Source organism: Tessaracoccus sp. SD287 (genome assembly GCF_017355265.1).
GTDB lineage: Bacteria > Actinomycetota > Actinomycetes > Propionibacteriales > Propionibacteriaceae > Aestuariimicrobium.
The window spans coordinates 16273-38595 of the sequence record NZ_JADIJQ010000017.1; the positions used below are offsets into that span (position 1 = coordinate 16273).

General features: G+C 64.4%; 15 protein-coding genes. 12 read left to right on the plus strand and 3 right to left on the minus strand.

The features are described 5' to 3' along the window. Window positions 1–30: 30 nt before the first annotated feature. From IPV09_RS08540 to IPV09_RS08560, 5 genes are all read left to right on the plus strand, one after another. On the plus strand, window positions 31–726 hold the full coding sequence (locus tag IPV09_RS08540; RefSeq protein WP_207474817.1) for a hypothetical protein: 696 nt from the start codon (window positions 31–33) through the stop codon (window positions 724–726). Next, window positions 719–1984, plus strand: a complete 1266-nt coding sequence (locus tag IPV09_RS08545) for a wax ester/triacylglycerol synthase domain-containing protein (RefSeq protein ID WP_207474818.1) — start codon at window positions 719–721, stop codon at window positions 1982–1984. Before IPV09_RS08540 ends, IPV09_RS08545 begins: the two co-directional genes overlap by 8 nt. A 10-nt stretch (window positions 1985–1994) precedes the next feature. Then, on the plus strand, window positions 1995–2537 hold the full coding sequence (locus IPV09_RS08550; RefSeq protein ID WP_207474819.1) for a hypothetical protein: 543 nt from the start codon (window positions 1995–1997) through the stop codon (window positions 2535–2537). Window positions 2538–2643: 106 nt separating this feature from the next. Then, on the plus strand, window positions 2644–3462 hold the full coding sequence (locus IPV09_RS08555; protein WP_207474820.1) for an oxaloacetate decarboxylase: 819 nt from the start codon (window positions 2644–2646) through the stop codon (window positions 3460–3462). Window positions 3463–3467: 5 nt separating this feature from the next. Continuing rightward, on the plus strand, window positions 3468–4346 hold the full coding sequence (locus IPV09_RS08560) for a fructose bisphosphate aldolase (RefSeq protein WP_207474821.1): 879 nt from the start codon (window positions 3468–3470) through the stop codon (window positions 4344–4346). A gap of 62 nt (window positions 4347–4408) precedes the next feature. On the opposite strand, the gene IPV09_RS08565 is transcribed toward IPV09_RS08560, so the two are convergent. Beyond that, a complete protein-coding gene (locus IPV09_RS08565; RefSeq protein WP_207474822.1) occupies window positions 4409–6121 on the minus strand; it encodes a DUF6884 domain-containing protein in 1713 nt (570 codons plus the stop codon). A 369-nt stretch (window positions 6122–6490) separates the two neighbouring features. Here IPV09_RS08565 and IPV09_RS08570 point away from each other — a divergent pair, with 369 nt between their 5' ends. From IPV09_RS08570 to IPV09_RS08595, 6 genes are all read left to right on the plus strand, one after another. After that, the gene (locus IPV09_RS08570) at window positions 6491–7690 is read left to right on the plus strand and encodes a hypothetical protein (protein ID WP_207474823.1); all 1200 of its coding nucleotides are present in this window, start codon (window positions 6491–6493) and stop codon (window positions 7688–7690) included. 272 nt (window positions 7691–7962) lie between these two features. Beyond that, window positions 7963–11223 (plus strand): helicase-related protein, encoded by a 3261-nt coding sequence (locus IPV09_RS08575; protein WP_207474824.1) that lies wholly within the window; start codon window positions 7963–7965, stop codon window positions 11221–11223. Beyond that, window positions 11216–11899: a DUF4391 domain-containing protein gene (locus tag IPV09_RS08580; protein WP_207474825.1), complete on the plus strand. Its 684-nt coding sequence runs from the start codon at window positions 11216–11218 to the stop codon at window positions 11897–11899. Before IPV09_RS08575 ends, IPV09_RS08580 begins: the two co-directional genes overlap by 8 nt. Continuing rightward, entirely contained in the window at window positions 11896–13788 is a 1893-nt protein-coding gene (locus IPV09_RS08585; protein WP_242681408.1) for a site-specific DNA-methyltransferase, read from the plus strand. The genes IPV09_RS08580 and IPV09_RS08585 overlap by 4 nt, the downstream gene beginning before the upstream one ends. A gap of 4 nt (window positions 13789–13792) precedes the next feature. Beyond that, the gene (locus IPV09_RS08590; RefSeq protein ID WP_207474827.1) at window positions 13793–16870 is read left to right on the plus strand and encodes a type III restriction-modification system endonuclease; all 3078 of its coding nucleotides are present in this window, start codon (window positions 13793–13795) and stop codon (window positions 16868–16870) included. Next, the gene (locus IPV09_RS08595) at window positions 16867–18603 is read left to right on the plus strand and encodes an ATP-dependent endonuclease (RefSeq protein ID WP_207474828.1); all 1737 of its coding nucleotides are present in this window, start codon (window positions 16867–16869) and stop codon (window positions 18601–18603) included. Before IPV09_RS08590 ends, IPV09_RS08595 begins: the two co-directional genes overlap by 4 nt. A 121-nt stretch (window positions 18604–18724) precedes the next feature. Here the strand turns inward: IPV09_RS08595 and IPV09_RS08600 are convergent, their stop codons facing one another. Beyond that, a complete protein-coding gene (locus IPV09_RS08600) occupies window positions 18725–20794 on the minus strand; it encodes a nuclease-related domain-containing DEAD/DEAH box helicase (RefSeq protein WP_207474829.1) in 2070 nt (689 codons plus the stop codon). Between the two features lie 244 nt (window positions 20795–21038). Further along, window positions 21039–21758, minus strand: a complete 720-nt coding sequence (gene deoC, locus IPV09_RS08605) for a deoxyribose-phosphate aldolase (RefSeq protein ID WP_207474830.1) — start codon at window positions 21756–21758, stop codon at window positions 21039–21041. A gap of 215 nt (window positions 21759–21973) precedes the next feature. Here deoC and IPV09_RS08610 point away from each other — a divergent pair, with 215 nt between their 5' ends. After that, on the plus strand, window positions 21974–22306 hold the full coding sequence (locus IPV09_RS08610; RefSeq protein ID WP_207474831.1) for a hypothetical protein: 333 nt from the start codon (window positions 21974–21976) through the stop codon (window positions 22304–22306). Window positions 22307–22323: the final 17 nt, after the last annotated feature.

The window sequence follows — 22323 nt, forward strand, 5'->3', positions numbered from 1 at the left end:
CCGGCGCCTGCGCAGGAGCAGGATCAAGTCATGGCGTCAGCCCGTCCGGACCTGTCCTGGCACCCCCTCTTCAGAGTCGGTGGGGTCGCGGCGCTGGCCTTCATGCTGCTGGTGCTGGTGCCGGTGGCGCTGGTGTTCGCCGCCCCCGTCCCACCCGCCGACGGGCAGGCCCTGCTGGTCTACATTGCCGAGCACCGGCTCGTCTACCTGGTCGAGTTGATCTGCTTCGTCGGTCTCGCGGTGCCGGCGCTGCTGGTGTTCCTCGCCCTCGCCGTGGCGCTGCTGCCCGTCCACCGGACCGGGGCCCTCATTGGTGGCCTGCTCGGCGTCGTGTCCGAGACGATCGCGCTGGCGCTGGGCAGCAGCCCCCAGTCGCTGCACGGTGGGCTCGTGCTGCTGAGCAGCTCCTATGCTGCCGCCGGCAGCGATGCCGAACGGGCGGGGCTGGTCAGCGCCGCCGACGCGCTGGTCGCGGCCACCAACGCCGTGTCCTGGGCGGGCATCCTGACCGCCGCCGCCATCGGGGTGCTGTCGTGGGTGATGTGGCGCGGAGGGTTCAGCCGAGCTTGGGCGGTGCTGGGCATCGTCGCCGGCGCGCTCGGGGTGGCCAGTGAGGCGCTGCGCCCGATGATCGGGTCGGGCTACCTGCTCTACGGGATGCTGTTGCCGATCTGGTCCGGCTGGGTGGGCTGGAAGTTGCTGCGGCTCGGCGCGACCCATGGTTGAGCGTGGTGATCGGGAGCGGCTGAGCGCCGCTGACGCCTCGAACATCCTGATCGACGCCAAGGACCAGGTCAACGTATTCCTGCTCGTCGGCATCCTGGGCAGCGGGTTCGACCTGGACGACGTGCGCACCGACATCGATGCCCGCATCAACGACCCCACGTCCACCGGTCTTGGCCGGTTCAGCCAACGCGTCCGGCGGGCGGGAAAGGTCCTGGTCTGGGAGTCCTGCACCCCGGATCTGGGCTGGCACGTCCGACAGGTCGAGCCGGTGGACGGACGCACGGGTCTGACGGAGCTGGCGGCCGAGTTGATGACGGTGCCCTTGCCCCTGGACCGGCCCCTGTGGGAGCTGTTGGTCGTCCCCGGCGCCTCATCTGGTGGCCACGGAATCATCCTGCGCCTGCACCACTGCGTGGCCGATGGGGTGGCGGGCGTCCGGTTGGTGCAGCGACTGTTCGGTGACCTCACGCAGCCAACCTCCCAGCCCCGACCGGCTGCCCCGACCAGGACGCCGATCGTCCGGCGCGGATGGCGGTCCCGGGTGACGAGTGTGACCCGGGTGACGGCCATGGTCAGGGCAACAGTTCCCCGCACCGTCCTGCTCGGACCCATCGGTCCGCGGCGCAGTCTGGCGTTTGCCGAGGTCGACCTGGCCGGGTTGTCCCGCGGCGCCAAGTCCGCAGGTGCCACCGTCAATGACGCCCTGCTGGCGGCGGTGTGCGTGGCTGTCACGACCGTCCTGCGCACCGCGGGTCAACCGGTGCCGTCGGTGTTGCCGGCCAGTGTGCCGGTCGCCCTGCCCGATCGCGGCAGTTCCGGCAATGCGGTCGGAATCATGGTGGTGCACCTGCCCACCGGAGAGCCGGACGCCGTCGTCCGACTCGGCCTGATCGCGGCTGCCACCCGCACCGCCAAGGCTGAGGCCCGCACCCAGGGCACCTACGAACTGACTCGCACCCGCTGGGGCTCCCGGCTGTTCGCCCGGCTCGCGCGGCACCAGCGGTTCGTCGCCCTGTTCGTGACCAATGTCCGCGGACCGGACCAGCCGCTGGTGATGGGCGGGGCGGCGCTGCAGGACGTCTGGCCCGTCGTCCCGATTCAGGGAAACGTCCGATTCGGCGTCGCCGCCATGTCCTACGCGGGTCAACTCCGGGTGACCGTGCACACCGACGCCTCGGCGGTGGATGCCCGCATCGCCGGTCGTGCGCTGGCCGCGGAACTGGCCCGGGTCACCGGCGCTGACCCGGGGCCTTCATAGTCTTGCCCGCATGGCAGACATTGATGACCTGATCGCATGGTTCCGCAATCGCGACCGTGACCTGTTCGACTCCTTCGCCCAGGGACCGGAGGCACCCACCGACGGCGACGTCGTCGGTTTCGAGGCTGAACTCGGTTTCCCGCTGCCGGGACAGGTCCGCGAACTTGGGCAGCACCAACTCGGTGGGCTGCTGATCGAGGCCAAGGACACCGTCTGGCCGCGGCCGCAGCGGTTCGCGGTGGGGCCTGCGTGGTCGTTCCAGTACGGGCTGCAGGTCTACTCGCTGTCGGACGGCGCGCCGGACTGGCTGCAGATGCGGGTCGCCCGTGAGGAAATGCTGCTGGACTTTCCCGACCGCACCGACCTGGTGCCGGTGCTCAAGGTCACCCGCGACCCGGCACCGTGGGTGAGCGACGAGCACGGGACGCTGCTGAAGCTGTACCGCGACGGCCTGGAGCCCATGGGCTTCGAGGGCGGCTTCTATGACCTGGTGCTGGAGGAGATCCGACAACTGGAGTTGCGGGTGCAACGCAAGTTGGCCGGCGAAGGCTGAGAACCCGCAGGCTGGTTCTCCGCGGCCCTTGCCGAGCAGGGGTGGACCGGTGGATTCTTGAAGGGTGCGGAGGGCATTGCCCACCAAACTCTCCGCGGGAGGCACCATGAACCGCCCGGACGACCGTGTCGAAGCATTCCATCGCCTGCACGACGCTGGCTGCTTCCTGATGCCGAACCCGTGGGACGCGGGCAGCGCCCAGGTTCTGGAGCGACTGGGTTTCCCCGCGTTGGCCACCACCAGCGCCGGCTACGCCTGGACCCAGGGGCGGGCCGACAACGACACCGGCCTCGAGGACATGCTGGAACACCTGCGCACCCTCGCCGCCGCGGTACACGTGCCGGTGAACGCCGACTTCCAGGACGGCTACGCGTCGGACCCGGATGGAGTCGCCGAGAACGTGAGGCTCGCGTGCGCGACGGGCATTGCGGGGCTGTCCATCGAGGACGCCTCGGGCGATGCCGACGAACCGCTGTTCGGCTTCGACGTGGCGGTGGAACGCATCCGGGCGGCGCGGGCGGCCATCGACGAGAGCGGCACCGGGGTCCTGCTGACGGGACGTTCCGAGGGCTTTGTGTGCGGGCGTCCCGACATTGACGAGACGATCCGCCGGCTGCGCGCCTACGCCGAGGCCGGCGCTGACTGCCTGTACGCACCGCGCATCTCGTCGCTGGAGCACATCTCGGCGATCGTCGAGGCCGTCGCTCCCAAGCCGGTCAACCTGCTGGTCAACGCGCCCTTCGTGACGCGTGCCGAGGCCGAACGCCTGGGGGTGCGCCGGATCAGCACCGGCGGCACGCTGGCGAGGACGGCGTGGGGCGGGTTCCTGGCGGCAGCCCAGGAAATCGTCGGCGACGGGACCTTCTCCCGGTTCACCGGACTGCCCGACGTCGAAGCGCTCTTCCAGAACGACGACCAGGGGTGATCATCATGGACGGCAAACAGTTCACCAAGATGGCCAGCGCGCCGGGATTCATCGCGGCGCTGGACCAGAGCGGCGGCAGCACCCCGAAGGCGCTGCGCCTGTACGGCGTCGAGGATTGGGCCGATGATGCGCAGATGTTCGAGCGCGTGCACGAGATGCGCGCCCGAATCATGTCCAGCCCGAGCTTCGACGGCGGCCGGATCCTGGGAACGATCCTGTTCCAGGACACCATGGACCGCGAGGTCGAGGGCATGCCCACAGCCCGGTACCTCTGGGACGTGAAGGGCATCGTGCCGATCATCAAGGTGGACCAGGGGCTGCTGGACGAGGCGGACGGGGCGCGGCTGATGAAGCCGATGCCCGGACTGGACGAGCTGCTGGCGCGCGCCCGCGACCAGCACGTGTTCGGCACCAAGATGCGGTCCTGGGTCAGCGGGCCAGGGTCGGGACTGGACGCGGCGGTGGACCAGCAGTTCGAGGTGGGACGCCAGATCCTGGCCTCGGGACTCGTCCCGATCATCGAACCCGAGATCGACATCAAGAGTGACCACAAGCAGCAGGCCGAGGCTCAGTTGCATGACGCGCTGGTCACCCACCTGGATGACCTGGGCGACGACCAGCAGGTGATGCTGAAGCTGACCCTGCCCGAGGTGGACGACCTGTACGCCGACGTTGTGGCCCACCCGCGGGTGCTGCGGGTGTTCGCCCTGTCGGGTGGATACAGCAGGGCCGAGGCCAACGAACGGTTGGCGCGACAGCACGGGGTGGTGGCCAGCTTCTCGCGGGCGCTGACCGAGGGGTTGTCGATTGGGCAGTCGCAGGAGGAGTTCGACGCAGCGCTGGACGAGTCGGTGGGGAGCATCTACGCGGCGTCGATCACCTGAGTCGGGCGGAGGACGTTTGGTCGGATACCGGCCTCGAGGCCAGCCGGTACGTCCGGTGGGAATCAGACGCTTCTACTGGTCAACTTCGGGCAGGCGTCGGTGAGCGGACAGTTGGGACAGTCCGGGTTCGTGGAGTGGCACCAGCCCCGGCCGATCGACCAGGTCGGGCCGTCCAGGTAACCGGGACGTTCGGGGTAAAGCCGGCGGGCAGCGGCAACCACTTCACCGACCGAGTCGTGGTCGACCAACCCGGTGCGCAGGAACACCCGACGGATGTGCACGTCATAGGCCACGTCGCTGCCGTGCAGGTCCGCGATGTCGACACCCATGCGGCTCACCAGCAGTTCCACGGCCATGGCGGCCTTCTTCTGGCCGACCCATCGGAACTCGCGGAACCGGGCATCGACCTCTGACGCGGTTGAGCCTGGGGCCCAGAGCCGGCTGGCATCGCCGTCGTACTTCGAGCAGACGATGTCAGCGGCAGAGACGACCGCGCGCGACATGATGTCGGGGAAGCGATGCAGGGTTGGTGGGGTGGTGACCGCCCGAGCGACCTCGTCCGGTTCGACGCGCATCCGCCACGGGTCGAGGTGCCCCATCCGGCGCACGAGCTCCATGGGCGCTTCCCAGGCACGTTCGGCCTTGATGCCGTGGTCGAAGACGACACCGAGCAGGAACGCGAACGGGTCCGAAGCGAGCAGCGCGTTGGCCTCTGCGGTGTGGGCGAAGCGCAGCTGACCGCCTTGGGGCAGCTCGTAGTGGGTGCGTCGGTACTCGAGCAGGGCGGCGATGAGCTCCTGGTGCCGGGCGTGGGACGTCCGGGCGCTGGGCTCGGCTGCTACGGGAGTCGGGTGAGGTGGTGGTGCTGTCGCTTGTCGCTCGGTGCGTGACGTGCCGGAGAAGAAGTTCTTGATGGACCCCAGGACGGATCGGCCCACGGTAGGAGGTGGGGCGGACGTCGCCGCGTGTTCGGACCTCGTAGTCGCGGGCACTTGGCGTGCCTGCTCGGCCATCCACGCGATTTGCTCACCCTGGCGAAGACCGATCAAGGGCGCCACCACCGAGGCCCCGGCGGCGCGCAGGCGGTGGCCAATCGGGTCGGCATAGGCGGACGGCGCCAGGAGCAGCACTGAGATGCCGTTCAGGTCCCCGACGATCCGGGTCAGTCTCGCGAGGACCCATTGTCCCCAGGCATCGCGGTACGCCCTGGAGGCGTCAACGAGCGCCAGATCGTAGGGAGCCAGCCATTCGTAAGGCTGGACCAGCCCGTGCTCGGCGGAGAGGACGAACCAGCGCTCCCCCTGTGACTCTGCGATAGTCCGGCGGCTCGCGAACCCGGGCGAGGTGTAGAGGTCGGCGGCAGCGCTGGGTCGGTCGCGTTTGGCACGGCCGCAGGAGACGAGGACGATGTCGTAGGTCCGGTCCGTTGCAGCAGCAGGTTCGTCGACCGCTGGGTGGTTGGGTTGAGCGGGTTCCGCGCGCGGCGTGAACGGCTGAAAGGCCAGCAGCCTCGTGGTGGATGGCACGGGCTCTGGCGTGTCACGGGCGTATCGGACGTACTCGCCTCGGGCAACTCTGGTGATCAGCGGCGTTCGGACCGCGAACCCTGCACGGCTCTCGATGGGGGCATTCGAGGTGGCGTACTGGATGTGCGCACTCACGGTGGGCTGGTGCACCTCCGGGTGCTTGTCGGCGAACCACTTCAGGATGTCCTGACGCGCGAAGCGCTCGGGCAGGTCCTGGACCGCCAGCGCCAACAGTTCCCAGACCGTCATCCTTGACCCCCGTCATCCAGGCACTGCACGTTCCGCTCAGCTCGCCCGGACTTCCCAACAGGACATCGAGTATGGGCTGCGGGAGCGCCGCCCGGACGATTTCCGGCACACTTCAGAAGGTAGTCGACCGGCGGTCATGGCCATCTTGCTCACAGCTCCAATCCGCTGACAATAGGCGCCACAGACTGGACGGAGTGCTGACACGGGACGACTCGGCATCGTCGAGTGCTGTGCCGACCCGAGATGCCCTACAGGAAATGTCGCTCGCCACCGCTACGCTCTGTGTCACCTGGCTTCCCGCGACCGCAGGAAGTATCCCACCTCCCGATGGGAAGCCCTCGGGACCGCGCTCTGGTGCGAAGGAGAGTCGTGGAAACATCTGGAGAGGCTCAGCCTCAAGAGGTCGCCGTCCGGCGATTGGGCAAGGAGGGCGCGGAGCTCGCGGTCTTCGAGTTCCAGGGGAGGCTCCGGGATCTCATGCTCTCGAGTTTTCGCCAAGGGTATTTGACCACGGGTAGCTACCTCCCGGACGCGAAGGCTGTGTCAACACAAGGTGCAATGTCGATCGCCGTGGCCGGTACCTCGCTTGGTGCCACTGCCCTGTCGGCTTCGTTGGCATCCACTCTCTACGTGGCCACCGCGGATCCTTCCACGCTCATGAAGATTGGTCAGGGGCTGGGAAGCGCGGTGATGGGTACCCGCGGCATCGTCGGCCAAGCGCCCTTCCTTCCGGTGGCTAGTTCGCTGCCGGTCGTGGCACCAATCCTCGCGATCCAGGTGCTCAACACGGCCATGATGATGCAGCAGTTCGAACAGGTGGACCGAAAACTCGACACGATCAAGAACACCCTGGACAGAGCCATCGCCAGAATCGAGGCGACTCATACAGGCGAGCTTCTCGCTAGTTCCTACACCGTCGATGACGTGTACTCGCAGTACAGCCTGGAAGGTTCCTTCTCCCAAGACATGCTCGTGCGTCTCGCCCTTGCAGAGCGGGATGTCAGGGCACTCGCCGCCCGGTTCCGACAGCTCGTTGAAGCACGAACCACGACGAACGGCGCTGAACTCTCAGAGGTCCAGCAGGCGAACTACGACGCCCATAGCGCCATGCTCGCCTCGTTCGTCGCGCTTCGAGTCGCCTACCTGCGTGTGTGCGTTGACATGCAGGAGAATCCGAAGTCAGTAGGTGCTTCGATGGAACGGCTGAAGGACGTCATCGAGGATGGGATCGTCTTTTGGCAGCGGCTTCAGAATCGCTCACGCATCCTCAAGAAGGAGATTCGCGAGCTCGAGAAGAAGCTCCACGACATGAACTGGACCAACGTCTTGGGGGGCGAACGCACCAACCTCGAGAAGGAACTCGTAAAACGCAAAGCCGCCTACACCGCCACGATGGAGAGCGAGCGGGAGATCATGAGCGAGTTCCACTCGCTCATTGAGTCGGCCCAGGCTACGTCCAAAGCGCTTGAGACAGTCACGCCCACGATTGGTTCACCGACGCTCGTCTTCTGGAAGGACGAGACTGGCGAGCACTCGTTCGTGACGGAGCAGAAGCTGCTCACATCGTAAGTTGTGTTGATCTTTGGCGGCTCCCGAGTGCCCCCCCCCAGACGCGGGGGAAACACGCGATAGGCTCCCGTTGTGGTCGACATCGAAGCGCATCTCCCCAGTTCCTCGGGGCGCGCGAACCTACTCCGTGCTACGCCTCGTGCGACGGCTTCGATGACCTTGAATCCCATCACCCATTCGTGGGCGGGCTGGCCGCGCCCGCACACTTCGGCACCGGTGCGCCAAGGCAGCCCTGACGTGACATCAGAGGCCTGGGAGAAGGGGGCTCGCTGATGGAGATCATTGACAACCTCAACAAGCTGCTCGGCGACGACATCAAGGCCACGCTTACTCCCGGCTCCAAGCTCCGCATCGCCGCGTCCACGTTCTCCATCTACGCCTTCGAGGCGCTCCGCACGGAGCTCGAGGGCGTGAAGGAGCTGGAATTCATCTTCACCGCACCGACGTTCGTGGCCAGCCAGGCCACCGACAAGGTCAATAGGGCCCGCCGGGAGTTCTACATCCCGCAAAGCAAGCGTGAGTCCAGCCTCTACGGCTCCGAGTTTGAGATCCGACTGCGCAACAAGCTCACGCAGCGAGCGATCGCCCGGGAGTGCGCCGGTTGGATCAAGCAAAAGGTCACCTTCAAGTCGAACAAGACCGGCGCAGAGATGCAGCAGTTCGCCGTTATCGATGACCGCACCGCCTACATGCCACTCCAGGGCTTCACGTCCGCCGACCTCGGCTACGAGCGCGGCAACGCCATCTCCAACCTCGTCAACAAGATCGACGAAGCTCCGCTTGCCTCGGCCTACCTCCAGACCTTCGATCAAATCTGGTCAAGCCATCAGCATGTCGAGGACGTCACCAATCTCGTGCACGAGCACATCGCCAGCATCTACGCCGAGAACAGTCCCGGGCGAATTTATTTCCTGATCCTCTACAACCTGTTTTCAGAGTTCCTCGAGGACATCAGCGAGGATGTGCTGCCCGACGACCTCACCGGATGGCGCGACTCGCAAATCTGGTCCAATCTATACAACTTCCAGCGCGACGCCGCCATAGGCATCATCAACAAACTGGAGACGTACAACGGCTGCATCTTGGCTGACAGTGTCGGCCTTGGCAAGACGTTCACGGCCCTCGCCGTCATCAAGTACTACGAGAGCAGAAACAAGTCGGTCCTGGTGCTCGCGCCGAAGAAGCTCGAGGACAACTGGACGACCTACAACAGCCCCTACGTGACCAACCCCTTCTCAGCCGACCGCTTCAGCTACCACGTGCTCGCCCACACCGACCTTTCTCGGGACAAGGGCTACGCCGGCCAGCTCGACCTGGCGAAGTTGAACTGGGGCAACTTCAACCTCGTCGTGATCGACGAATCCCACAACTTCCGCAATGCGGACTACTCTGAGGAGAAGGAGAGCCGGTACCAGCGGCTCATGCGCAAGGTCATCCAAAGTGGCGTGAAGACGAAGGTCCTCATGCTGTCGGCCACCCCCGTGAACAATCGCTTCAACGATCTCAAGAATCAACTGCAACTTGCCTACGAAGGCGAGTCAGAACAGCTCTCGGCAAAGCTCGACATCAGCAAGTCGATCGAGCAGGTCTTCCGCGAAGCCCAAGTCGCTTTCAAGAGATGGTCCGAGCTCGACGCCGAGGAGCGCACCACCGAAGCGATCCTGCGCATGCTGGACTTCGACTTCTTCGAACTCCTGGACGCGGTCACCATTGCCCGCTCCCGCAAGCACATCCAGTCGTTCTACGACACCGCCGACATCGGCGCCTTCCCACACCGCCTTCGGCCGGAATCGCTCCGCGAGCCGCTCACCGACCTACCGCAAGCGCCGACGTTCAATGAGATCTTCGAGCAGCTCCAAGTCCTCAATCTCGCTGTCTACACACCACTGTCCTATGTGTATCCGAGCAGGATGCAGAAGTACGTGGACCGCTACGCGGTCCAGGGCGGCACCGCCCGGGGCAACCTCGGCATGGCCGGCCGCGAGCAAGGACTCAAGACCTTGATGACGGTCAACCTGTTGAAGCGTCTGGAAAGCTCGGTCGAGGCGTTCCGGATCACGCTCCGCAAGGTCGAGGCTGCGATAGACCACGCTCTGCAGGACCTCGATGACAAGGACGGCAGGATCGCCGACATTGGGGCTGCCTTTGGAGACATCGAGGCCGATGACGACGACTTCGAGGTCCCCACCGCTCCGTCGGTTGGCAGGAAGTACCAGATCGACCTCGAGGACATGGACACCACGTCGTGGCGCAATGATCTGTGGCACGACCGGGAGACCATCCGCGAGCTCGTCGACGTGATGGACCTCATCACTCCGGATCACGACCGCAAGCTCCAGCGACTTCGGCAGGTCATCAGCACCAAGGTCGAAAAGCCTCTGAACGGCCACAACAAGAAGGTGCTGCTGTTCTCGGCGTTCGCCGACACCGCCCGATACTTGTACAGCAATCTTGAGAAGACACTCCACGTCGAGCGCTCGCTCGAACTCGGCCTCGTCACCGGCGCCACCCACCCCAAGACGACCTTGGGCGACGGCTTCGACTTCCAGAAGCTGCTGACCTTCTTCTCCCCCGGCTCGAAGGACAAGGCAGCCATCTTCCAGAACGAACCCGGCGAGATCGACGTGCTGATCGGCACCGATTGCATCTCCGAGGGACAGAATCTTCAGGACTGCGACTACGTCGTCAACTATGACATCCACTGGAACCCAGTGCGGATCATCCAGCGCTTCGGCCGCGTCGACCGCATCGGCTCTAAGAACTCCGTGATCCAGATGGTCAACTTCTGGCCCGACATCAGCCTTGATGAATACATCAACCTGAAGGAACGAGTCGAGAACCGTATGGTGATCGCCGACCTCGCGGCAACTGCTGACGACAACCTCCTCAGCCAGGAGTCCAGCGACACCCAGTTCCGCAAGGAGCAGCTCCGCCGCCTCCAGGACGAGGTCATCGAACTAGAGGACGTACGCACGGGCGTCTCCATCACCGACCTGGGGCTCAACGACTTCCGCATGGACCTGCTCAAGTACATGGAGCAATACGGCGATCTGGCCTCTTCGCCCAAGGGCCTGCACGCAGTAGTCCCCTCCAATCTCGAGCGGGGCCTTCGCCCCGGCGTGATCTTCGCGCTGCGCAGCATCGATGACCACTCGAAGATCAACCGTCACAACCGCCTGCACCCGCACTACCTGATCTACCTCGACAACAACGGCAACGTCATCACAGACCACACCGAGGTCAAGCAACTCCTCGACCTGATCCGTGCGAGCTGCCAGGGCTCGCACCATCCGATCCCCGCCGCGTACCACGTCTTCAACCAGCTCACCAGAGAAGGCGCCGAAATGGCCTTCTACTCGAACCTGCTCAACGAGGCCATCAAATCGCTGATCAACGTCACAGAGGAGCGCGACATCGATAGCCTCTTCTCCGGCGCGAAGACCACGGCCCTGCAGCAGAGTTTCGAGGGACTTGACGACTTCGAGCTGATCGCCTTCCTCGCCATCGTCGAGCCGGAGGTGGTCGATGACTGACCTGATCCAGTGGCCGGAGACAGCGAAGGTTGATCGGATAATCCCCAAGGAGCGCCTGTATGCCGAGGCCAGAGCGGGTGCCCCTCTGAAGCAGAGGTTCGTCGAGGAGGTCCAGCGTGTCCGCTGGGCATACAAGCTCGGGGAGGAGTCCCTACGCCTCGCGCCGGGCAAGATCGCAACCGAGATTCAGGTCTTCATCATCGAGTTGAAGGGCTCCAGCCTCGACAACTCTGTGCTCGTTTCCATCGACAAGGCGATCCCGAGCCAGATTGTCTTCGAGCTGCGGCGCGAGGACGGCATTTGGGCCGAGCAGGCGATGGCCGCCGCCTACAAGCGCGCGGGCGGAAAGACCAAGGGCACGGACTACTTCCGCACCGGCTGGATCGGAACTGATCAACCGCGCATCCAGTTACCCGCGGCTCTCGACATGGACGAACTGTACAGCCAACTTCTAGGGCGCCTGCTCCCCCACCCGATCAGGCCAGCAGAACAGCTTTCGGACGCCCTCGACCGGATCGGACGTGCTCGCGGGCTCACACGTGAGATCGCCGCCCTCGAGAAGAAGATGCACACTGAACCACAGCTCAACCGCAAGATCGAGCTTCGCAAGCAGATCAAGGAACGCACTGCAGTGCTCACCGAACTGACCGACCTCCTACCAAGCAGCAAGGAATGACCGTGGACAAGCTCAAGATGCACTCGCCGGACCTCACCCAGCGCAACATCGACGCCATCGCGGACCTGTTCCCCACGGTCATTACCGAGAGCATCGACGCGGACGGCAATCAGGTACGTGCCGTCGATTTCGACGCCCTCCGCCAGGAGCTCTCCGACCACGTCGTCGAGGGGCCGCAGGAGCGCTACCAGCTCGACTGGCCCGGCAAGCGCGCCGCGGCCTTCGCCGCCAACGCCCCGATCGCCAAGACGCTGCGCCCGGTGCGCGGGGCGTCGGTCGAATTCGACACGACGCGCAACCTCTTCATCGAGGGCGATAACCTTGAGGCGCTCAAGCTGCTCCAGGAGTCGTACCTCGGCAAGGTCAAGCTGATCTACATCGACCCTCCGTACAACACGGGTAATGACTTCGTTTACGAGGACGACTTCGCGGAGTCGAGTGCCGACTACCTGGCCCGCTCCGGCCAGAAGTCGGAGACGGGAGATCGCCTGGTCGCGAACGCGGAGACGAACGGCCGGTTCCACTCCGACTGGCTGAGCATGATGTATTCCCGGCTGAAACTGGCGCGGAGCCTGCTTACGACTGATGGAGTCCTCGCGATTTCCATCGACGATCACGAGGTAGCCCGCCTCCGCGCACTGGGCGATGAACTGTTTGGCCGCGGCGCCCTCCTTGGCGCACTCACCTGGCGGCGTCGGCCGACAGCCGATAGCCGCAACTTCAGCCGTGTGTCGACCGATCACGAGTACGTGCTCCTCTACGGGCGTAGCGAGACGGCGCGCGTGAAGGGACGTGGGATTGATGAGTCCAAGTACCGAAATCCCGACGGAGACCCTCGTGGCCCTTGGACGAGTGAGAACCTAACTGGACTAGCTGGCGCGAGCGCTCGCCCTAACCTTCACTACGACCTGGTCAACCCCGAGACCGGCATCCGATACCCACCGAGCTCAAGTCGTGGCTGGGCCAAGGCAAAGGAAACCACAGACCGTCTCATCGCAGAGGAACGCATCCTGTGGCCGTCGTCGCCGACTGGCCGTCCCCGGGAAAAGAAGTTTCTCGGCGAGCTTCAGGCGAGCGTCACGGGCCTGTCCACCTGGGTGCTCTCGGACGAGGTTGGGTACAACTACGCGGGAACTCGCGAGGTGCGCGACCTGTTCGGCGACAAGGTATTTGACTTCCCCAAGCCCGTTGCGTTGCTCCAGATGCTCGTAGAGCAGGTGACCTCGGCGGATGACATCGTGATGGACTTCTTCGCGGGATCCGGCAGTACGGGTCACGCTGTTCTTGCGCAGAATGCCGCCGATGGTGGAACACGCCGGTTCATCCTCATCCAGATCGCGGAGCCCACAGACGGGTCTTCAAACGCGTACAAGGCGGGGTACAAATCCATCGCTGACATCGCGCGTCGCCGTGTCGCTCTCGCCGCCTGCAACATCCAGGACGAACGGTCGAGCCGCCTCGTCAGAGACAACCCTCCTCTGGATACGGGATTTCGCGCGCTTACGGTCGACACGTCGAACATGGCCACCGTCGCCTCTTCGCCCGACCGGCTCGCCCAGGCTTCGCTTGAATCCGTCATCGATAGTGTGAAGCCGGGCCGCACCAGCGAAGACTTGCTATTCCAGGTGCTGCTCGACTGGGGCCTCGACCTTACGGAACCAATCTCGACCGAGGCGATCGACGGGCGTGACGTGTTGGCTGTGGCCGACGACGCGCTGATCGCGTGCTTCGCCGACGAGGTGACGGACGACATAGTGGAGGCGATCGCAAAGCGGCATCCGCTCCGCGCGGTGTTCTTGGACGCCGGGTTCGCCACCGACGCAGCGCGCATCAACGCCGAGCAGATCTTCCGCGAGGCGTCACCCGAGACAGACGTAAGGGCGATCTGACCCAATGAAGCTGCAGTTCAAGGTTCAGCATTATCAGACTGAGGCCGTCGATGCCGTGGTCGCCGTGTTCACCGGGCAGCCGTACGCCGACGGCGTGAAATACCGCATCGACCCCGGCAACGAGCCGGCGCAAACCCGGCTGGAGGACGCCGGTCTGCGCAACACGGAGATCGCGCTGACGCTGCCGCAGCTCCTTACGAACATCCACCGCGTCCAGCAGGCCCGTGGGCTAGAGCTGTCGCAGGACAAGGACCCGGTGAAGAAGTCGGCGGCCCCGATCAATCTCGACATCGAGATGGAGACCGGCACTGGCAAGACCTACGTCTACATCAAGACGATCATGGAGCTGCACAAGCGGTACGGATGGTCGAAGTACATCGTGGTCGTGCCGTCAATCGCGATCCGCGAGGGCGTGAAGAAGTCGTTCGACATCACCGCCGAGCACTTCCAGCAGATGTACGGCACCAAGCCCCGCACCTTCGTCTACAACTCCTCGCGGATGCACGAGCTTGAGCGGTTCTCGTCCGACTCCGGCGTGCAGGTGATGATCATCAACATCCAGGCGTTCAACGCCACCGGCAAGGATGCCCGGCGCATCTACGAGGTGCTCGACGACTTCCAGTCGCGCAAGCCCATCGACGTGATCGCCGCGAACCGGCCGATCCTCATCATTGACGAGCCACAGAAGATCGAAGGCGACGCGAAAAAGCCGTCCAAGTCGCTCGAGGCCCTCGGCCAGTTCAACGCCCTGTTCGCACTGCGCTACTCGGCCACCCACAAGATCGAGCGCACGAAGGTGCACCGGCTCGACGCGGTCGACGCCTACAACCAGAAGCTCGTGAAGAAGATCGCGGTGCGCGGCATCACCGTCAAGCACCTGGCCGGCAGCACCGCCTACCTGTACGTGGATGGCCTCGAGGTCGGCAAGGGCGCGGACTTCCCGAAGGCGCGCGTCGAGCTGGAGGTGCAGACGGCGCAGGGCATCAGGCGGCAGGTCAAGCGCCTGAGCCAGGGCATGAACCTGCACGACATCTCCCGAGGCGTCGAAGCGTACAAGGGCCTGTTCATCCGGGACGTCGACGCCAACCGAGACATCATCGAGCTGAGCAACGGCGATATCATCGGCGCCGGAGAAGTCACCCAGGACGTGGCCGAGGACCAGAAGCGACGCATCCAGATCCGCGAGGTCGTCCGCGCTCACCTCGACAAGGAGCGCGAGCTGTTCGCGCAGGGTATCAAGGCACTGTCCCTGTTCTTCATTGACGAGGTCGCCAAGTACCGCGACTACAAGCGCGAGGACACACTCGGCGAGTACGCCCGCGTGTTCGAGGAAGAGTACGAGGCCGTGCTCGCCGACTATCTCAGCCAGCTCGACTTCGACGAGGCCGCGGAGGCGTACCGCACGCACATCGAGGCGATCCCTGTGCGGTCGACACACGAGGGCTACTTCTCGATTGACAAGAAGAGCGGGCGATCGGTCGACGGCAAGGTCGCCGTGCGTGGCGACTTCGCAGGCCAGTCGGAGGACGTCGACGCTTACGACCTAATCCTCAAGGACAAGGAGCGGCTGCTCTCCTTGGAGGAGCCGGTGCGATTCATCTGGTCGCACTCGGCGTTGCGCGAGGGCTGGGACAACCCGAACGTGTTCGTGATGGGCATGCTCAAGAAGAGCGACAACACCACCACGCGGCGGCAGGAGATCGGCCGCGGCCTGCGCCTGTCGGTCAATCAGCATGGCGAGCGGATGGACAACCCCGTCACCGTGCACGACATCAACGAGCTGACGGTCGTGACCGACGAGTCGTACACCAGCTTCGTCACCGCCCTGCAGAAGGAGATTATCGAGTCCCTGTCGGCCCGCCCGCGGAAGGCGAGCGTCAGCTACTTCACCGGCAAGCACATCAAGCTCGCCGACGGGTCGACCAGCGTGCTGGAGGAGACGCTCGGGCAGGCCCTTTACCACCATCTCATCCGCCACGACTACATTGACGACGATGGCTTCGTCACTCAGGCATACAAGGACGCCCGGGCTGACGGGGCGCTCGCCGCGCCCACGGCGGCGCTGCTCAAGCCGGTGATCGATTTCGTCTGGCCCCTGGTCGACGCGCTTTACCTCGACGTGCCCAAGCCGACTGACGGGCGAAAGCCGAAGAAGATCCCACTCAACGAGGCGAACTTCAAGAGGCGCGAGTTCCAAGAGCTGTGGGGCCGCATCAACCACAAGGCCGTCTACCAGGTTGAGTTCGACTCGGCCGAGTTGATTCGCAACTGCGTCCGTGTCCTCGACACTTCTCTCAACGTCACCGTCATGCAATACCTCGTCGAGAGCGGCAAGCAGGTCGTTAATCTCGAGGTCGAGCAGTTGGAGGCCGGAACCGGCTTCAAAGTTTCCGAGACCAAGGTCGAACACTCCGCCGTCTCAGCGGGCTCGACGGTCAAGTACGACTTGCTCGGTGAGATCGCGGAGAAGACGCAGCTGACCCGCCGCACCTGCGCCGCGATCCTCACCGGCATCAACCCGGGCACCTTCGCTAAGTTCAAGCAGAACCCTGAACAGTTCATCACCGAGGCCGCCCGGCTGATCAACGAGCAGAAGGCCACCGTCATCGTCGAGCACCTCAGCTACGACCCCCTGGACAACAGGTACGACTCCTCGATTTTCACGGAGAACCAGACCGCGCAGGACTTCTCCAAGGCAGGCGAAAAACTCAAGAAGAGCGTCTACGAGTACGTCGTCACCGACTCGAAGGTAGAGCGGTCCTTTGTCGAGGAGCTCGATGTCAGCGATGAGGTCGTCGTCTACTCGAAGCTGCCCCGCGGATTCTTCATCCCCACCCCAGTAGGTGACTACAACCCCGACTGGGCCATCGCCTTCCGTGACGACACGACGAAGATCAAGCACGTCTACTTCGTCGCCGAGACGAAGGGCTCCATGTCGACCCTCCAACTTAAGGGTGTGGAGAACGCCAAGATCGAGTGCGCCCGCAAGTTCTTCGCTTCCCTCAGCGACAAGTCTCACGAAGGCGTGAAGTATGACGTCGTCGACAGTTACGACTCGTTGCTCCAGCTGGTGACAGGATGAGCACGAACCCACCTGAGCCGGGAAAGGTCCGCGTTACCCGCCTGAAGATCGAGAAGTTCCGCGCAATAGGGTCCGCCGAGATTGAACTCGGCGACACAGTCGCGCTGGTCGGGCAGAACGGGGCCGGGAAGTCGAGCGCGCTCCGAGCCCTCAACGCGTTCTTCAACTTCGAGGAGGAGCGGCAAGACTTCGAGACGGGCCGCCACGCTTACACGAAGACGTCTCAAGCAGTCATCGAGATCACTCTGGTGGGCCTCAAGGGCGCCGGTCTCCCCACCACTCAAACTGGCGGCGACGAGGTGCGCGCCAGACTGAAGTTCAAGAAGGCTCCAGTCTGGGAGTGCCTCACCGGTAGCAGGTGGCAAGCGGCGCCGACGAATCTCCACGATGTTCTTGAGAAACACATCTCATTCGCTTTAGTACCAGTACGACGCGACCATGAAGTAGCTCACGACCCGTCACGTGGTCTGTTGGCCCGAGCCGTCGAGGAATGGGTCACGCACAACCGGCAGCGTGATCGGTTGAGTCCTCAGGTCGCGAAGGTAGGCGCTTCGCTGCAGACGCGGTCACTCGCAGGCTTGGAGAAGCAACGCCGCAAGGTCGCACCACCTGACGGGCCCTTCCAGTTCAGCCTCAGCTACACGGTCCAACCGGACTACCGCTTGCTTCTACAGAACCTGGAAATCTCGGTATCGGAGGGGGGCCAGCCGATCCCTCTCTCCGATAGCGGCAGCGGGACCCAGAGCATGGCCGTCTTCGGGCTGTACGCCTACCTTGCGGAGCTTCGAAGCGTGACCTACATGTTGGGGTTCGAAGAGCCTGAGCAAAATCTGCACCCGCAGGCGCAGAAGCAACTTATGCGAAAGCTCGTCGAGCTGGGGCTCCAGGTAGTCTTCACAACCCACTCGCCTACGATCGTCGATGCGCTTGACCACGAACACGTCGTTCTGTGCCGCCGAGTCGTTGGCAAGCGCCGCGAGCTCGAAGTGGAGTTGTCGCAGATTGGGCACGCCTTCTTCACGGTTCACGGTCTCGACCGCGACAAGTACTACAAGTTCCATCGCCGCCGGAACTCGGAGTTCCTATTTGCCGATTTCGTGATCGTCACCGAGAGTCCGATCGATGCTGCAGTACTGTCCCAGGTGCTCACTGACGCCGGTGAGGATATCGAATCACTTGGGGTCAGCGTGATCTCTCTGGACGGCGTCGAGTCTATTGACTATATGTACTACCTTCTCCACGGCCTGGGCATTGAGTCCTCTTACGTCGTCGACAAGGACTACTTCCTGCCCTATCGAGCCGGCGACCGAGCCAGCAGCCTTGATCCGAAGAGCTTCCCTCAATACGGTCCAACGCCTAAGTCGGGCACGCTCCTTGAGATCATCTTCCCGAAGGCCACCGCGCGCGAGGCGGTGGCAAAGCAACTCACAGCGAACCACTCTGCGGCGATGGAACTCCTCCGAGAAGTCGGCTTCTTCTGCTTCCGCTACTCCCTGGAGATAGATCTCGTCGGCGCTGCCGGCCCGCGTGAGCGGTTGCATGACCACTTGAGGGTGCCGCTAGCCCGGCGCACGACACGAGAATTGCTCGTCAACAACTACAAGAAGATCAAGTCCCAAGAGGCACTGCTCAAGGCGGTGACTGGGCTCGCCGCGAAGGGCCTTCCAAACTCCTACAAGAGCTTACGCCGGGAACTTCCCCGCATGGCGCGCGCAGCTCGCACCCGCCCGTAACATTTGACGCCAAGATCCATGCGGCGCCGCTCCTCGGCCCAGCCGCATGCGCATGACGATGGCTATGTGGAGCGCCCGGCCGATCTAGCGAACGAACTCCGGCTCGAACAGCACAGCTTCCTCACCCCCCGATCCCCACCCACAGCCCGTCCCGAGCCCGGATCATCGCCACGTACAGCTCCCGCCTTGTCAGCTCCCAGCGCTCGAACGCCGACTCCGCGGCCGGCGGCTGCATTGAGGTCTGGTTCTGCCGAATGTCAGGGATCAGCACCTGCTTGAACTCCAGGCCCTTCGCCCGCTTGATCGTGCCTACCTTGACCGCGTCGACGGGCTTGCCGGTGTACTTCTCCAGCTCGACCACCGGCACTCCTGCCTTCTGCAGCACGGTCGCCGCCGCCTGGGCCGACCGCCTCGTCAGGCACAGCACTGCCACGTCCCCCAGTCCGGTGCTGACCTCCTTGGTCACGTCGGCGATCCGGGCCAGCATCGCCTCGTTCATCTGCCGCCATCCGCTGAAACGGCTGATCACCGGTTCCGGCCCGCTGCGCGGCACGCTGGAGGGCCGATCCCCCTGGGAGACCACGCCCTCGATGTCGGCGTACTCCGACCCGTCCACTAGCCGCTGCGCGAAGGACACAATCTGTGCCGTATTGCGATAGTTCACGTCCAGCACCACACCGCGTCCGGCCACCGATACCCCCGCCTCGGACAGGCTGTACCCGCCCGGGTAGATCGACTGCTGCCCGTCCCCGATGAGTGTCAGCCCGTCAGTTTCGTCCCCGACCAGCGAGTGCAGCAACCGGATCATCGCCAGCGACAGGTCCTGCGCCTCGTCCACGATTACTGCCGAGTACCGACCCTTCATCGGCTCCCGCACCAGGTCCTGCTCGGCGAGCAGAATCAGGTCCGCGTAATCGTGGATCCCCCGCGAGCGGAGGTTCTCGTCGTAGGCCTGGTACAGGTCCCAGACGATGCGCCGCGAGTTGACCGACAGTCGCTGGCGACGTCCCGTCCGTGCCATCTCGGCGTAGTCCTCGAACCGGGTAACGCCGCGTCCCTTCAGCACGTACTGAATCTCCTCGTCCCAGTAGCGCTCGCCCAGCCCCAGATCGGCCAGTGGGGACGGTGCGCCCACCTGGTGCCACGCTTGGGTGAAGGCATCGTCGCTGCCCTTAGGATCGACCTCGACGCCGATCCCGCGCTCCTGCAGGATCCGGCGCGCGAAGGCATGCATGCCGGTGAACTCGACCCGCTCCACGGTCTCGGGCGCCAACCGGTGCAGCAACTCCCGCAAGACGACGGGCAGCGTCTTGACGAAGGTGGTGACCAGGATTCGTCCCTCGGTGGTCCGGGCGAGGTGCGCTGCGCGGTGCAGGCCGACGACCGTCTTGCCCGTACCTGCCGGCCCCCGGACGCGGGAAGGGCCGGGGAACGACCGGCGGACCAGTTTCGCCTGCTGCGGGTGCAGGAACGACATCCATTCCTCGACGGGCTGGGCCAGCACGCCCTGCAGCAGTGCGTCGCTGATCTCTTCATCGCTCATCAGGGGCTCTTGGGGCGCTGCCGGGACAACCGGTTCCGGCACGCTCGCCACCACCGGTGCCGGCGCATTGAGTTGCGAGAACAGATTCAGCGCCCGCGCCAGCACGGTGTCGACCTGGCCCGGCGTCAGCCTCGATCCGTGGGAGGCGATGGCTCGCAGGACGTCCCGCTCACCGAGGATCCGAACGCCGTTCACAGTGACGTCCACGCCACTGCGTCCGGCCAGAACGACCAACGGGCGGACCTCGCCGGGGGCGAGTCCGATCTCGGCCATGTCCGCCTGGACCTTGTCGGCGAGGTCCACCAACGCGAACAAATCATCGGTGACGTCGGCGTCGCCGCGGTAGACGCGGTCGTTGTCGATGCTGACCTCACGCCAGGCCTTGGTGTCGACGATGAAGAGGCCTCCAGGGCCGACGACGACCAGATCAACCTGGGCACGTCTGGTTCCGGGCCAACGCCGATCACCGAGCAGGTGGTAGTCCATGGCGGACAGGGGAGCGAGCACCCGGGCCACCCGCTTCTCGGTGACCTCCGCTATGCCATACCGCCCCGCCATGGCACGCGCATCGACCGCTGCACGTTCGTGGGCCTCCGCCAGTGCCACCTGCCGTCGCGCCTCGGTGCCGGCTGATTCACCGGCGGCCATGACGCGGGCCGATCGCAAGAGAATGGGTTGACACGAGTGGAAAGCCCTCACTTTGTGATCGGCGGCTGTTGCCGACACGATATCTCGTCGTCAGGCATTCACTCACTGCGCCCACCGCTAAGCACCCAAAGGGCCTAGGTCGGTGCGCGGTTCACCCGTATTGGGAAGGTGCATACATTCGAGCGTGGTCGACACCCGGGGGAAGCAGCGTTGTTGTCCCCAGCCGGCGCCTGCCCTGTACAGGTCAGCCCGTGTAGTCCTCCACCAAACCGATCCGGCGCATCGTCGGGAGCGCATCGATGATTTCGGGTGCGGCGCGGGTGCCGATGAGTTCGGCGCCGGCCTTCAAGAACGTGTACGCGTTCTGGGGTCGGGGGAACTTGACCCCGGCAACCTTGACCTTGGCGTCGGTGCCCTTCAGCGTGTCGACCATGATGAGCACCTGTTCCAGCGTCGGACCCTCGTACTGGCCCGATGACGTCTTGGCCCAATCGATGCCAGACTCCGCGACCAGCTGGCAGGCGGTGGCCACCTCGTCATCGGTGAGGTAGCAGGTCTCCAGGATCATCTTGGTGGTGACCCCTTGGGCGGCGTCGACGTAGTCCTTGAAGTCCTGGAGCACCTTGTCGTACTTCTTGTCCTTCAGGTCACCAACGTTCATGCAACTGTCCAGAACGGTCGCACCGAGGCGCACGGCCTCTTCGGTTTCGAAGCACTTCACGGCATTGGACTGCTGACCGAACGGGAAGGCGATCGCGGCACCGATTAGGACATCGGTGCCTGCGAGTTCTTCCTTGACCACGGGAATCCAGTAGGTCGAGGAGAAGCAGAACGCCATGCAATTGTACTCAATGGCGGTGCGACAACCGGCACGGATGTCGGCCTCGGTGGTCTCCTTGGGCAGCACCGAGAAGTCAAAGTACTTGCCGAGGTCATGGTGGTTGAGTCGCGCGAAGTCGATCATCGTGGCCTTTCAATGGCGGGAGCGGTGGCAGTGCCATCGCCGACGATGGCTCAGTGTGAGACTGCACCCGACTGCTCGCACTAGTAGGGAACACCTTGTCTAGACATGAGTATACGTCTTGGGTGTTGGTGGGAGGGCGTTCTGGCCGCTGTGCCGTCGTGGATGACTGGCCGCCGTTCGCCGACGGCGCCGGCATGGCCTCCTACTCTGGTGCCATGAGTGAACCCTTCGACGTGTTGGTCTGTTACGTCCCGGTGGACGACACCGAAGCGGTGCTGGAGGCACTGTTCGACGCTGGCGCCGGGAAGATGGGCCGCTACGACCGGTGCGCCTGGACGACCTCAGGCATGGGTCAGTTCCGGCCGCTGCCGGGCGCCGATCCCACCATCGGCGACGTCGGCGACGAGGAGCAGGTGCCGGAGAACCGGATCGAACTGGCGGTCCCCCGCGCGCTGCGGGCCACGGTGGTGGAGGTGTTGCGCAAGGTGCATCCCTACGAGGAGCCGGCGTTCCATGTGCTGAGGAACGTGGCCGACGAAGACGTGTGACGCGCGACACCCGACCG

What these genes read in the sequence shown, in the direction of transcription:
- IPV09_RS08540 (WP_207474817.1), top strand. Translation starts at nt 31, where the DNA reads ATGGCGTCAGCCCGTCCGGACCTGTCCTGGCACCCCCTCTTCAGAGTC.
- IPV09_RS08545 (WP_207474818.1), top strand. Translation starts at nt 719, where the DNA reads ATGGTTGAGCGTGGTGATCGGGAGCGGCTGAGCGCCGCTGACGCCTCG.
- IPV09_RS08550 (WP_207474819.1), top strand. Translation starts at nt 1,995, where the DNA reads ATGGCAGACATTGATGACCTGATCGCATGGTTCCGCAATCGCGACCGT.
- IPV09_RS08555 (WP_207474820.1), top strand. Translation starts at nt 2,644, where the DNA reads ATGAACCGCCCGGACGACCGTGTCGAAGCATTCCATCGCCTGCACGAC.
- IPV09_RS08560 (WP_207474821.1), top strand. Translation starts at nt 3,468, where the DNA reads ATGGACGGCAAACAGTTCACCAAGATGGCCAGCGCGCCGGGATTCATC.
- IPV09_RS08565 (WP_207474822.1), bottom strand. Translation starts at nt 6,121, where the DNA reads ATGACGGTCTGGGAACTGTTGGCGCTGGCGGTCCAGGACCTGCCCGAG.
- IPV09_RS08575 (WP_207474824.1), top strand. Translation starts at nt 7,963, where the DNA reads ATGGAGATCATTGACAACCTCAACAAGCTGCTCGGCGACGACATCAAG.
- IPV09_RS08580 (WP_207474825.1), top strand. Translation starts at nt 11,216, where the DNA reads ATGACTGACCTGATCCAGTGGCCGGAGACAGCGAAGGTTGATCGGATA.
- IPV09_RS08585 (WP_242681408.1), top strand. Translation starts at nt 11,896, where the DNA reads ATGACCGTGGACAAGCTCAAGATGCACTCGCCGGACCTCACCCAGCGC.
- IPV09_RS08590 (WP_207474827.1), top strand. Translation starts at nt 13,793, where the DNA reads ATGAAGCTGCAGTTCAAGGTTCAGCATTATCAGACTGAGGCCGTCGAT.
- IPV09_RS08595 (WP_207474828.1), top strand. Translation starts at nt 16,867, where the DNA reads ATGAGCACGAACCCACCTGAGCCGGGAAAGGTCCGCGTTACCCGCCTG.
- IPV09_RS08600 (WP_207474829.1), bottom strand. Translation starts at nt 20,794, where the DNA reads ATGGCCGCCGGTGAATCAGCCGGCACCGAGGCGCGACGGCAGGTGGCA.
- deoC (WP_207474830.1), bottom strand. Translation starts at nt 21,758, where the DNA reads ATGATCGACTTCGCGCGACTCAACCACCATGACCTCGGCAAGTACTTT.
- IPV09_RS08610 (WP_207474831.1), top strand. Translation starts at nt 21,974, where the DNA reads ATGAGTGAACCCTTCGACGTGTTGGTCTGTTACGTCCCGGTGGACGAC.